The organism is Exiguobacterium sp. AB2 (assembly GCF_000696055.1).
Classification (GTDB): Bacteria; Bacillota; Bacilli; order Exiguobacteriales; family Exiguobacteriaceae; genus Exiguobacterium; species Exiguobacterium alkaliphilum.
Genome location: NZ_JNAA01000026.1, coordinates 1 through 12,271, shown reverse-complemented (window position 1 = coordinate 12,271; position 12,271 = coordinate 1). Strand labels below are relative to the sequence as shown.

General features: G+C 49.4%; 17 protein-coding genes and 1 pseudogene. 8 read left to right on the top strand and 10 right to left on the bottom strand.

The genetic code is table 11. The features are described 5' to 3' along the window. Positions 1 to 118: 118 nt before the first annotated feature. The 4 genes from DI14_RS04065 to DI14_RS04050 form a co-directional block, all read right to left on the bottom strand. Positions 119 to 517 carry a hypothetical protein gene (locus DI14_RS04065; RefSeq protein WP_051622543.1) on the bottom strand — a complete coding sequence of 133 codons (399 nt, stop codon included), beginning with the start codon at positions 515 to 517 and terminating at the stop codon, positions 119 to 121. 50 nt (positions 518 to 567) lie between these two features. Further along, positions 568 to 984: an NAD(+)--rifampin ADP-ribosyltransferase gene (gene arr, locus DI14_RS04060; RefSeq protein WP_034805530.1), complete on the bottom strand. Its 417-nt coding sequence runs from the start codon at positions 982 to 984 to the stop codon at positions 568 to 570. A 135-nt stretch (positions 985 to 1,119) separates the two neighbouring features. Then, positions 1,120 to 1,566 (bottom strand): GNAT family N-acetyltransferase, encoded by a 447-nt coding sequence (locus DI14_RS04055; RefSeq protein WP_034805527.1) that lies wholly within the window; start codon positions 1,564 to 1,566, stop codon positions 1,120 to 1,122. A 163-nt stretch (positions 1,567 to 1,729) separates the two neighbouring features. After that, complete coding sequence (locus tag DI14_RS04050; RefSeq protein ID WP_034805524.1) at positions 1,730 to 2,566, bottom strand: GGDEF domain-containing protein; 837 nt, start codon at positions 2,564 to 2,566, stop codon at positions 1,730 to 1,732. Positions 2,567 to 2,785: 219 nt separating this feature from the next. On the opposite strand from DI14_RS04050, the gene DI14_RS04045 reads away from it, so the two are divergent. Continuing rightward, a complete protein-coding gene (locus DI14_RS04045) occupies positions 2,786 to 3,679 on the top strand; it encodes an alpha/beta hydrolase (protein WP_034805521.1) in 894 nt (297 codons plus the stop codon). Between the two features lie 43 nt (positions 3,680 to 3,722). Here DI14_RS04045 and DI14_RS04040 read toward each other — a convergent pair whose 3' ends face one another. The 5 genes from DI14_RS04040 to DI14_RS04020 form a co-directional block, all read right to left on the bottom strand. Beyond that, a complete protein-coding gene (locus tag DI14_RS04040) occupies positions 3,723 to 4,946 on the bottom strand; it encodes an MFS transporter (protein WP_034805519.1) in 1,224 nt (407 codons plus the stop codon). 139 nt (positions 4,947 to 5,085) lie between these two features. Continuing rightward, the gene (locus DI14_RS04035) at positions 5,086 to 5,487 is read right to left on the bottom strand and encodes a group-specific protein (protein ID WP_034805518.1); all 402 of its coding nucleotides are present in this window, start codon (positions 5,485 to 5,487) and stop codon (positions 5,086 to 5,088) included. A gap of 15 nt (positions 5,488 to 5,502) precedes the next feature. Then, complete coding sequence (locus DI14_RS04030) at positions 5,503 to 5,784, bottom strand: hypothetical protein (RefSeq protein ID WP_034805516.1); 282 nt, start codon at positions 5,782 to 5,784, stop codon at positions 5,503 to 5,505. After that, positions 5,781 to 6,227, bottom strand: a complete 447-nt coding sequence (locus DI14_RS04025) for a hypothetical protein (RefSeq protein WP_034805514.1) — start codon at positions 6,225 to 6,227, stop codon at positions 5,781 to 5,783. The genes DI14_RS04030 and DI14_RS04025 overlap by 4 nt, the downstream gene beginning before the upstream one ends. Then, on the bottom strand, positions 6,224 to 6,697 hold the full coding sequence (locus DI14_RS04020; RefSeq protein WP_034805512.1) for a helix-turn-helix transcriptional regulator: 474 nt from the start codon (positions 6,695 to 6,697) through the stop codon (positions 6,224 to 6,226). Before DI14_RS04020 ends, DI14_RS04025 begins: the two co-directional genes overlap by 4 nt. 161 nt (positions 6,698 to 6,858) lie before the next feature. Between DI14_RS04020 and DI14_RS04015 the strand changes: the two genes are divergently transcribed. From DI14_RS04015 to DI14_RS03995, 4 genes are all read left to right on the top strand, one after another. Next, positions 6,859 to 7,170, top strand: coding sequence for an SMI1/KNR4 family protein (locus DI14_RS04015; protein WP_034805510.1), 312 nt, complete (start codon positions 6,859 to 6,861; stop codon positions 7,168 to 7,170). Further along, the gene (locus DI14_RS04010; RefSeq protein ID WP_034805507.1) at positions 7,167 to 7,769 is read left to right on the top strand and encodes a hypothetical protein; all 603 of its coding nucleotides are present in this window, start codon (positions 7,167 to 7,169) and stop codon (positions 7,767 to 7,769) included. Before DI14_RS04015 ends, DI14_RS04010 begins: the two co-directional genes overlap by 4 nt. A 183-nt stretch (positions 7,770 to 7,952) precedes the next feature. Further along, positions 7,953 to 8,669, top strand: coding sequence for a DUF2750 domain-containing protein (locus DI14_RS14975; RefSeq protein WP_051622541.1), 717 nt, complete (start codon positions 7,953 to 7,955; stop codon positions 8,667 to 8,669). 54 nt (positions 8,670 to 8,723) lie between these two features. After that, a complete protein-coding gene (locus DI14_RS03995) occupies positions 8,724 to 9,269 on the top strand; it encodes a DUF2199 domain-containing protein (RefSeq protein WP_034805504.1) in 546 nt (181 codons plus the stop codon). Here DI14_RS03995 and DI14_RS15600 read toward each other — a convergent pair. Then, positions 9,258 to 9,911 (bottom strand): annotated as a pseudogene (locus tag DI14_RS15600) (DUF5694 domain-containing protein). The gene DI14_RS03995 and the pseudogene DI14_RS15600 sit on opposite strands and share 12 nt — an antisense overlap. Positions 9,912 to 10,314: 403 nt before the next feature. On the opposite strand from DI14_RS15600, the gene DI14_RS03980 reads away from it, so the two are divergent. The 3 genes from DI14_RS03980 (at position 10,315) to DI14_RS03970 (ending at position 12,267) form a co-directional block, all read left to right on the top strand. After that, on the top strand, positions 10,315 to 10,797 hold the full coding sequence (locus DI14_RS03980) for an SRPBCC family protein (RefSeq protein ID WP_034805496.1): 483 nt from the start codon (positions 10,315 to 10,317) through the stop codon (positions 10,795 to 10,797). A 77-nt stretch (positions 10,798 to 10,874) separates the two neighbouring features. Then, positions 10,875 to 11,267, top strand: coding sequence for a GNAT family N-acetyltransferase (locus DI14_RS03975; protein WP_369792695.1), 393 nt, complete (start codon positions 10,875 to 10,877; stop codon positions 11,265 to 11,267). Between the two features lie 19 nt (positions 11,268 to 11,286). Next, a complete protein-coding gene (locus tag DI14_RS03970) occupies positions 11,287 to 12,267 on the top strand; it encodes a Gfo/Idh/MocA family protein (RefSeq protein ID WP_034805493.1) in 981 nt (326 codons plus the stop codon). Positions 12,268 to 12,271 lie beyond the last annotated feature (4 nt).

Below are 12,271 nucleotides of genomic sequence, written 5' to 3'. Positions count from 1 at the left end.
TTGACGGACTAACGAATGAGTTTCAGCTTAAGATTGCAATCTCAGCGATAGCCAGTCTGGTGCTAATCTCCTTGCTGTCGAGACGTAGAGCCAATCAATCGCGTCGATAGACATCACTTCATTCTTCAACGGGTTGTGCCTTCACTTGCGCCATCCACGCGTCAAGCTTGTCATAATCGATGTTCCCTGACTTTGCCGTGTAAAAGAAACCGTGGTAGCGGAGCGTGTCCTCGCTATTGATGATAAATTCATCGAGCTCATCCCCATCTTGATCGTATAAAGTGACCCGATACGAGTATCCCATATAGCCGATACTGGGCTTTCCTTTTTGAAAGGTGACGTCATTCAAGTTATTCATGACAGCGTATATGTCGTCTCGGTCATTCAAATTGAGTTCATAACCGCTCTGCCCGTCAGACACATGGATGCGGGACACGCTCGACGGTGACGTCGTGATGACGCGTTGCGGGATAAATGTCGTCGCATATAGCAGTCCGATAACGAGACCGGTAATCAATATTTACTTGCGTTTATTGTAGGATTTCTTCAAAATCGTTCTCCTTCGTGTCAGTCGTCAATCACATCTTCCCCGGCTTGCCGCAGTTTCTCTAGTGATTCAAGCATATGCGCGATCACATCGTCCGGATGGCGTTCCCACGTCCCGAGTTCGGCCACGACTTTGAGAGGAGCGTTCGACCGGTACGACCGGGTCGGATTGCCAGGGAAGCGCTTGTCCGTCAAGTTCGGGTCGTTCTCGAAGTCGCCCGTCGGTTCGACGAGATAGATGCGTTCACGAGCCCCCCCGCTCGCCAGTTCTGCTCCCCATTTGGCGGCTTCAAGGGTGGCCGTGAAATAGATGTAGTTTGACTGCTTGTCTTGATAGTTCGATCGTCGCTTCGGTTCAAGCAAGTCTCCTAGCTTCAGTTCGGCTTTCGTGCCGTGGAAAAACGGGCCGGGGTCGAGCGGTTTGATGTCATCAGTCATGTTTCATCTCTCCTTCAATCAGGGTGTCCTCAAAGTATAGTGGATGAATTAAGGAGAAGACAGTCTGTTTATGGTTCGAAATTCGCGATATAATAGAGACGGGAAGAGCGCTCGGCTCTTCTTTTTTATATGCGTTCAAAGTTGTTTTCGAAACGAATAACTCGTGATGGCATAGTCCATCTTCTCTTTATAAAAACGGTGTGCTTCGGTACGAGCGAGTCCCGATTCGAGAGCCACGTACTTGGCGCCTCGATCACGTGCGTATTCATGGACGAAGTGAAGTAACATCTCTCCGTATCCGTTCGAACGATGGTTCGCGCACGTCACGAGGTCATGAATGAAGACGTGCTTCTCGAGATAGAGATTGACGCGAACTTCGATTCCCGCGAGCGAGACGATTGTATCGTCTGCGTATAACGCATACAGTTCATAGCCCTGTGGTCGCATGGCGGCGACGAGCTCACGATAGCCGTCGAGAGTGAGATGAGTGCGCAGTTGGCTCATGACAGTGAACGAGTCTTCGAGTTCGCCTGGTGACTCGATTGGTTTGATGGTATAGACAGTCGATGAAATGAGAATCATGCCTCCTTAATCAAAAGGTTGTGATGTTGATTTCTCTTATATGAGATCCGATTCCTTTACCGGCAAGATATTTCTTTTAGATTTTCAATAGCACACAAAAAAGCTCTGGAACCATGCCGTTCATCGACGGTAGGTTCCAGGGCTTGATCGTTTAAATGTGATTTCAATTAGACGATGATGCTATCTCAAGAATGGCATCGACCATGACCGCTGCGTTCTCTAGCGTCACCTCATAGGAGCTGTCGTCATAGGTTAACGTCTCGTATTCACCACTCTGCAACTCATAGTGCTCGAGTAGCGGACGAAGACGGTCGTGGACCACTTGCACCGCTTCGGGCGATGTATACGGGAAGAGGATGGCAAACGTATCATGCGCGATTCGATACTTTTGATCGGTTCGTCGTGTCGCTGTGTGGAGTTCATCACTAAAGTAATTTAGAAACCATTCATACTCGGTACGTCCGTACTTTTCTTCAAAACGTGAGAACTCATGAATCGTAATGAATGAGACAGAATACGCACCACCATGTCGTACGAGACGGTCGCGTTCACTGATTACATCTATTCGAAACCGCTCGGCGTTGTCGAGCCACGTTTCGGGATCCACCGCAATCAATTGGCGCGCTCGTTCTTCTAACGCGAGTCTCGACTGTTGCACACGTTTCACCAGTTGGTGAACGAGACCTGAAACGACAGAGAGCACGAGTAGAAGTATAGTGAACCCGATTCCACGCCAATTGAAGAACTGAACTTCACCTTGGTCATTGACGGGAGCAAACGATAGAAAATAGATGAACAGAAAGATGAGCAGCGTCACCGATATCGTCAAGCCGGCGCGCATCCCGAAAGCGAGAGAGGACACGACGATGACTGGAAGTATTAATAGACCAAGAAAGCCGATGTCACTTTCCACAAGTAAGATGGTATACAAAATCGTTCCAATGAGCAGGGAAGCGATGAGGCCAATCAGTTGTAGTGATTCGTTACTCCATCGGTTCATAGCCATCCCTCCTTATCCAATGCTTGATGTAAGTCCTCCCCGACAATTCCCCATGTGATGATCAGTTAATCGACAGAAGGTGCTATAGCTACATTATAAAGCAAGTGATATTGAGGAACGGGCGATTTTTTGAAATGAAGCGAGTGTTAAATGAGGAAGTCGTTCAAGAGATATTAAGATGAAGCAAAGTTGTTTGCGAACAGAAGGCGGGGTAATGAGATGAATCAAATGGTGCGTGTATTTGATACGAAGCTAGAAGTGAAAACTATAGGAGAACACGGTAGACCGATTGTGATTATGACTGGTATGGGATGCTCGTTTGAGGAATGGATTGAGGTGACCGAAAGACTAGTTAGTTCAAACCGTATTTTGTTATACCATCGACCTGGGACCGGGAGAAGTGAAATCAGTACAAGAAAGCGTAATACAGAGGCGACAGCAAAGGAGTTAAAAGAATTACTTCACGTTCTACAGATTGACGAGCCGATTGTCTTGATTGGTCATTCCTACGGTGGACTTTGCGCCCAACACTACGCAAAACTATTTCCGGGGGATCTAGCTGCATTGATTCTTATCGACTCGACGTCTCATGATTTACATAAGCTTGATGCGCTCGATACTCCAGTGATGGATCGACTAGCATCGGACGAAGATTGGATTCAACAGTGTCGTCATTATGCAAAGTGTTCAACTTCAGAATTAACGGATCTCATTGGACCGAACTTAAGTGAAGCTCAACAAAAACTTCCCGAATCGATTCAAGCAAAACTTTTAAACTTTTCTAGGCGTCCACAATTATATAAAACGATGCTTGAGGAAGTCCAAAACTGGTATCAGGATGCGAAGTTGATCAAAGACTTAGGATCCTTTGAAGATGTACCGTTATACATTTTGAGTCGAGATGCAGAGTATGAAATAAAACGAGGTAGGATGGAAGGACTGCCTGAAAGTGAATTGAAAAGCTTTGAGGGCACATGGCATCAACTAGTTCGTGAACAAGCAGAACTATCTTCGAACAGTCGCTTTTTTATTGCAAAAGGGGCGTCCCATGCCATTCATTTGGATCGCCCCGATATGATTTTGGATGTAGTGAATGCATCTTTAAACAACTGAAGCCTAAATCGACCATGCGATACAAGTGCAGAATCGTTTAGCTTTATGAAACTTGTTCTTCATACTCGACTGTCTCATAGAATGAACGTCTCGACCGTGCTTGAACGATACGGACCGTCATTATCCCGATTACGAGGAAGAATAGTGAGAACGCCACATACGTCGAGCGGATACCTACATATTCAGCGAGAAGACCAATCCCAAACGTCAACCCGATGACAAGAATGGATTCGGCGACGTTAATCACCCCAGAGAAGCGGCCCATCAATTCGCTCGGCACGTTGTTTTGATAGAACGAGAGGAAGCCAGTATTCGCGAACGACAAAGCGAACGTGAGTAAGAAGAAGCCGACAGACGCGACCACGAATGATTCAGAGAAGGCGAAGATGAGATAGCCGACCGGCGTCATGGTCGCACCAAAACTAATCAAGAAAGGCAACGTCATGCGTGTGCTGAATGTCGCATTGATGATGGATCCGGCGATAATCCCGGCACCGGCGACACTGACGAGGAAGCCGTAACGGCTCTCAGAGAAGTCGAGCACCTGCGTCGCAAACGACGCCTCGAGCGAGTCGAGTCCGGACATGAAGATCGTCATGACACAGAACAGGCTATAGACGAGCGTCACATAGCGCTTCGTGGACGCGAAACGTACGACCGTCTTCCAATCTTCGATGATCATACGCACACTGAACACCTCAACTTCGTCACGGGCCGTGTAAAGCGTCGGCAAGAGCGCGAGAATACCGACTGAGACGAGTAGCGCCAAGGCGTTCAACTGAATGGCAAGCGTCGGGCTGCCAATCATGAACAAGAGCCCGGCGATGGCTGGTCCTAGGATAAAGCCGGCCGATTGCACAAAGTTTTTGAGGGCGTTGAACCGTTGCCGATCGTTACTTGGGACGAGCTTCGTCATATAGACGAGGGACGCCGACTCAAAGACGGAGCTCGCGACATTCAACAAAAACACGAGCACATAAATGAGGGCAAGCGAGTCGATAAAGGCGAGGCTGAAGACGACAACGGCACGAAGCGCGTCAAGTAGAAGCATGAGGCGTCGTGTATCCGTACGGTCGATGACCGTGCCTGACCAGAAATTGGCACAGAGTGCCGCAAGTGGGACGAGAATATAAAGGACGGACACCGCGAACGGCGATTGCGTCATCTCGAGGACAATCAAGTTGAGGGCGATGAAGTACACCCAGGCGCCGAGGTTTGAGATTCCGACTCCGGTGAGTAAAAGTAAAGGCTGTTTCCATGACTGCATATGCATCGTCCCCGTTCAAATGGATTTTGAACAGTATGTCACAAAAATGATGAACACGCCATAAGAAATGCAAATCATTTCAAAAATCTGTTTGAGAATGGATGGATAATTAGGAGGCTATTGCGGAAGAGACCAATATTTAAATGGTGTTCGCTGAGAAATAAGCGTCAATTTGATTAGGGACGTGTTCGAGGTTATCTGAGAGCTGGATGACATGCGACACATGGTAAAACGTGCTCTTCGTCTCAAAATTTGTCATGCTGTCCGTCGTGTCGTGAAGAAATACTGGAACGCTTGAACCGATGGCAGTGCCGAGCTCGACGTGGCTTCCTTTCCCGGCCGGAAGTAAGATGACGACAAAGTCAGAACCTTTGATGGCGTCACGTTCCTTCTCTCCGATGTCGCGTAGCGCATCGACCGAATCGGCCCGCGTGTTGAGCGTCCAGTCGTATGTATGGGTATGGCCTTGTGCGGAAAGCAAGTCGCGTAACCGTCTGACGTTCTCGATGTTATAAAACCCGGATCCGATATAGTAGTTCATTTATCTTCCTCCCATTCAAATGTGATTCATGTTAACTGCGACGATCCACCAGAGAATGAGACCGAATGCCAGCATAAAGGCGGCAATCAGTCCGATTCCGACGACGAACCGGTGGCGGGCCGTCCAATGATGCTTTCGTCCGAGGTGAAGGCTAAAACCGATGACGGACAATAGGAGCAGACCGGTCGTCCCGCCAATCCAACCCCATCCATATACAAAGGATAGGTTAGGCGAAAGCAGGAAATAGGCAAGAGCGGTGACGAGACCGCTAAACCCGACGAGTAACGATCGGCTCATGTCATCCTCCGTGACACCACCAGCGCAATCTCATGAATAGCGAGGATGAACAGTCCGATGAAGAAGGCGAACAAGGCGATAAAATCTGCCTCGACGTTGAAGAAAAGATTGAGCCCGAAGAGTGGGGTCACGAATAACAAATAGAGTGGATATTGAATCGCGAACAACGCGTCAAGGATGACGATGTCATACACATACGTCTCGAAGCTATGTAGCGTAAAGACGGTCACCCCGGCGAATAGGAGTGCCGTCACATAAAGCTTGGCGACCCGGTCATTCAAGACGCACGTTCCCATCATACAGAGGACAAGCAAGACGGACGATGTTGCCTGAAGCGGACCGATCGTCGCATCAGGGAACGTGACCGACGGGATGACGTTCAAGATAAAGGCGATGGCATAGACGCAGGATAGCGTCACGAGGCATCGTTTTCTTATGTTCATGACAAAGACTCCTCTCGATGGTCTCGTGCGAGTCGGGCCAACACGTGCAAAGCATCATCCGCATCGAACGAGCTGTACCACCGTACGTCGTTTGAATCGAGGATACGGTAATGACTACTGATGACGTTTTGCTGCATCACATAATCGCCGTCTGTCGCAATCTGTTTCCACCAGACCCGGCCGCCGAGCGTCTTCGATTTCGGCTCATAGTCTGTCTCTTTGGCGATTAGTTTGACGAACTCGACGGGGTCGTCCCCAATCTCATTCAATAGAATCTCGCTGCCATTGAAGAGGGCGCACAGCGTGACGACCGTGCCCCAGTTGGCGACGGTTCGTTCTTTCTCGATTTGGATGAGCGTCTTTTTCGAGATGCCGAGTATTTCCGCCATCTCTTCTTGGGAAAGCTGTTGCTCGACTCGAATCGGTTTTATGTGTTTTGAAACGGTTCGGATAAAATCAGTCTTCTTCATCATCCACCTCGATTGACTAGTTAAAAATAAAGGATTTTATGACAATAACTTACAAGTGTAATTTTACACCTTTTAAAGTTGCTGTCAATGATATTCATTGGAAAATCGAACCTATGAAGTAAATATTGAGGTAAAATGGAGGAAAAACGAGGTGCAAAAAAATGACGAAAGAACAATTGTTAGCGCTGTTACCGACGTCCGAAATAGAAATTCAACTGAAGGATGCAGAAGGGCTTCCGCGTTTCGCGTTCTTGAACGAACGCGGCCGTTTCGACGAGGTGCAAGGAGAGGTTTTCGATGAGGAAGAACCGTGGCCAAACCATCTCCCCGTCATCGGATATGAAGACTTTCTCGGGGATCTCGTCTGTGTCAATTTGAAGACGAACGAGGTCCTCATTGTCGACCATGAGACAGGTGAACACCTTGAAACGATCGCCGCTTCATTTGAAGAATGGTTGCAGACAGAACGATGACATGGGAAGACGTGATCACGTTTCTTCCGACCGAAGTGCGTCCTGTCAACATGACGATCGCTGCGGGTGAACGGCTGCCTGCGACGCTACTCACTTCCGATGAGGCGTCCCGTCTTCCGTCGTCTCGACTTGGGCAACGAATCGGATATGACGCTTCCGGTGATTGGCTCGTGTACGGACGTGATGAGGTGCTCGTGCTGTGGGACGAGATGACTGATGAAACGAAGTTGATTCGGACGCCAATCGAGACGTTACTCGACACTGCGCCGACAAACCAACGGCTCATCGAACTGTTTGAGCAGGTGAATGAGGGAACGCTGTCGCCTAATGAACTTCCGAGGCGCCGGAACGTCCCGTCTCGCAAGGATCTCGTGGAATGGTTATGTGCGGTGAGGGTAGGCAAGCTGACGTTTGAAAACGTCTCCGACTTGGCGGCGGACGCACTCGAGCGGACGGAAGACATGCACGTTGATCCACGCGTGGTGGACGGGCTGAGATTTTTGCACGGCATCGACCTCCCAGTGGAACCGGGTGTATATATGCATGAGAAAAAAGAGCTTGAGCGTTGGATTGACGAGCTGCAAGAAATGGAGGATTGATCATGAGGATTTCAATCGAACAGCTAGGTCAAGACGGGTTGACGCGCGAGATATCTAAATTAGATGGCTTGCTTACCTTTCTTCATGTCTAGAGTCTTCACACAAATCGACGAAAAACTCATTCCCTCTTTTCGCCAAAAAAAGTATACTTTATGTTATCGAATGAAGAAATGAGGAATTGAAATGCGTATCGAAACCAACCTGCCCGGATTTACGTTCGAAACCATCGAGGTGGTCGAACAAGCGCTCGGCAGCCGTTTGCCGAATGGACTCCGAGAGGCATGGCTTCACGACAACAAATTTGAGGTCAGGGAGTGGTTCTTTTACCCGATTAAAGATGAACGTTACTTCAACAAAACGTGGGACGACATCATCCGTGCGAACAGGGACGAACGTCAGTTGCCGGAAGGCTTTATTACGGTTGCGGAGAACGGGAGCGGGGACGAGCTCGGCTTTTTGACTTCAGACGTCGAGACGATCTACATCTGGTGGCATGAGACGGATGAACTCGAGCGAGTTGCCGACTCAATCGATGCGTTCGTCGAAGTGGTCCGATTGGAGTCGGACGTGATCGAGCGATTCTGTGCGCGTGTCCTTGAAAGCGAGACGGTGTTCGGCTTATCGGCCGAAGCGGACAATGGCTGGGCATATGCGCCTTCAATCATTGAGGCGACAGACGTGTTGCTGTTCTTCTCGACTCGTGAACGCGCACTTGCTTGTAGGGCTGAGGAATGGGAAGACTATCAGCTTATCGAGTTGCCACTTGATTTGTTCGTCGCGGGCTGGTTGCCGAATATGGCGGATGACGGGTTGCTATGTGGATTGGATTGGTCGAGTGACTTGAAAGGGATGGAGTACGATCCCGAAACCGTCCTAGAAGCCATCGAAGAAGAAGACTAATTTTATTTCAAATACCGCATTTATATTTATTTTTATTAAAGGAGAAGTTGTAAAATGATGAACCGTTTCAAACAGAAGCGCAAGCATAGCGCGCAATGCACCTGCTCGGTATGCCAAGCACCGATTGACGTACCGCTCGGATATGGTTCGCTCATGCCGACCTTTATCGAGGAATTATCTAAGAAAGAAAGGAAACGGCGCGTCGTCTTGACCGATGACGTCTGCGTGCTTGACGAGGAACATTTCTTTGTGAATGGTTGTCTCGAACTCCCGATAATCGGGGAAGACAACATCTTTACTTGGAACGTCTGGGTGTCGCTCAGCGCGGATAATTTCTTTCGGATGCTTGATGCGTGGGAAGACCCGGCTCGTGTCGAACTTGAACCGATGTTCGGTTGGTTCTCGACAGACTTGCCCGATTATCCGGACACAATCAATTTGAAGACGAACGTTCATATCCGAGAGGTCGGGATGCGGCCGTTTATCGAACTCGAGCCGACCGACCATCCGCTCGCCATCGAGCAGCGAGTAGGCATCACACGTGAACGGATCGAGCACTTGGCCCGAAACATCGATCAAAGGGAACGGTCAAGGGACTAGGGGATCGAACGGACGAACGACAAAGTCGCCGTCTTGCTCGAAAAATTGTCTCAACAGATGAACATGGGCGAGACCGTACAAGAGCACGATGCGGTCATCCGACTTCGCGACACGTTTCACATTCTCATAGATGCGCTGATTCCGTGCATTCCAGTAAGATTCGACCCAACTCGAGCCTGTCGGACCGACGGCGGCGATTTCGGTGTAGGCTTGATGCATCGAATCGGTAATCTCGCTTTTGTTTATGTACGCATAATACTCAGAAATCGAGAGGGTAGCGAAGGCGGTCTCCACGTCCTGCACGAGTGTCCGCTGTGTCGAAATGATTCTCGCCATCTCGACAGGGTGAGTATCCATCACGTCACCAAGGCTGACACCGTCAATCGTTTCGTTTCAATCGACGGCTTGAACGAACGGCAAACCGCACAGCTTCGCGAGCCGGAAGCCGATTTGTTCGCGCTCGTCTTCGCTGGCTGTGAGCGGATTAGTTACATATTTCTGATAACGCTGATTCAACGACTCCTGATCAGTTTTCGCGACTTCGAGACAGATGACGGTCGGTTCGAAACAAGAACATCGCGTAACAAACGCATCTAGCTCTTGTTGACGGGTGGGACTGAGGATATCGGACGTTTCTGGCATCAAGATATCCCCGTTGTTCGGCATATTCAAATGCGTCGTTCCAATGAGCAACAACTCAATCATGCTTTCTCACACTCCAATATAAAATTTCTATACGTTTTCTCTACGATCTCTTTTAGAATAAGTTTCAGAAAAGATAATCGAGAAGGTAAGCCCTATGACACGAAATGATTTCTTTCCAATTAAACGAATCCCAAACAGCGGCCACTATTGTTGGAACGATATAAACTTTTAATAAATTGAATGGAGTCTATTATGATTCAACTCAAGGTAGAGAAGCATTCCATTTTCAATACGATTGAACAATTATATACCTGAAAAGAAGACCTTTTAGCTCGACAGATTTATCAATGGAACGATACATATATTTTGAAAAAATATTAGACTGAAAGAGGGGGATTCAATGAAACAACCGACAGAAATCGCGACCTATCAGATGACCATCCAAGCTCCGATCGACCACGTCTTCGCCTGTCTGGCAGAAGATGAACACATCATCAAATGGAACGACCATCTCATCGAGAACATTTACGAGGACAATGACAACGCACTCGTCGAAGGCAAACGTTTCGTCTCGGTCCAACAGTTCGAGAATAAAGAGATTCGTGTCGATTCCATGTTGACGCATGTCAATCGACCTTATGCGTGTGAAGTACAGGCTGTGACGAACCAAGGTGTCTCGACGACGTCTTACGTCCTCGAGGAGACCGAAGGCGGCACAAGCGTAACGGTTCGAATCACGTTGTTGCCTTCGTCTTGGTTTTACCGGTTGTACGCAAAAGGATTCGCCTGGGCGATTCGTCTCATCTATGACGAGCAGTTCAAACAGTTCCGAATCTATACCGAGGCGAGTCAGCAGGCCGCCCTTGCCGATGAGGCGGAGTAAACAATGATTCATGCCATCACCACTAGTAACCGGACCGAGGTTCGCGCATTTTTCATGAATCAATGGGGGCTTCCCAGATGGTCGTCTCGTCTGGGACATATGACTGTGCGTCGCTAGACGGTTTCGTCTGGATGAACGGGTCGATTCATGGGCTCGTCACGTACGTCATCCGTCATGATGCGCTCAAAATCATCTCGCTCGACAGTCTACTGGAAAACAAAGGCATCGGGTCCTCACTCTTAGAAGAAGTGGAACGAGAGGCGAAGCGTCATCGTCTTAAGCGTTTAACTTTGATTACGACGAACGATAATGTGCACGCGCTCGCGTTTTACCAAAAACGCGGCTTTCGGCTCGAACGAATCGTGACGGATGCGGTCAATGTGGTCCGGCTCGAAAAGCCAAGCATCCCCCTGATTGGGAATAACGGCATCCCACTTCACGATGAAATTGTCTTGTCAAAACAGCTATAAAGAAACGAGGAGACTACCTATGATTCGATTCGGCATCATCGGCACGAACTTTATTACCGACACTTTTTTAAAGACGATTCAACATATCAAGGACGCAGAAGTGACGGCCATCTATTCAAGAACGGCGGAGCGGGCAGATACATACGCCGCTCAACATGACATCCTTTATACGTTCACATCGCTTGAAGCGATGGCAGCGAGTGACGTCATCGACGCGGTCTATATCGCGAGCCCGAACTCGCTACACGCCGAGCAGAGCATCCTGTTCATGCGTCACAACAAGCACGTTCTCTGCGAGAAACCGTTCGCCTCGAACGTCCGCGAGGTCGAAGCGATGCTCGAGACGGCACGTGCGCATGACGTCGTCTTGCTCGAGGCGCTCCGCAACTTGTTCATGCCGAACTTCGACGTGTTGCGCCAACAACTTCATCTCGTCGGTCCGGTCCGGCGCGTCATCTTGAACAAGTCGCAATATTCGTCACGGTACGATTTGTATAAGCGCGGGGACAACCCGAACACGTTCAATCCCGCCTTCTCGAACGGTTCCTTGATGGACCTCGGCGTCTATTGCCTCGGTCCCGCGCTCAAGCTGTTCGGTCGACCAAACACGGTATCGACGAACGCCGTCAAACTCGAGTCGGGCGTCGACGGCAGCGGCTCGGCCATCCTCTCGTATGACGGGATGGACATCGTCATGCTCCATTCGAAGATTCACGGTTCGAACTCGCCGTCTGAAATCATCGGGGAGACGGGGCGGATCTTGATTGACGACATCGCCACGTTCGACCGGCTGACGTTCGAAGGGCGTGACGGGACGACCGAGGAGCTCGTCAGCGAGCAGACAAACCCGATGGCGTTCGAGATTCAGGAATTCATTCGGTTGATCGAGACGGGGGAGCGGGAGACGTCGCATCATACATATGACGACATGCGCACGCTCGCCGACGTCATGACCGAGATGCGCCGACAAATCGACGTCCGTTACCCGGCAGACGCATAAAAAC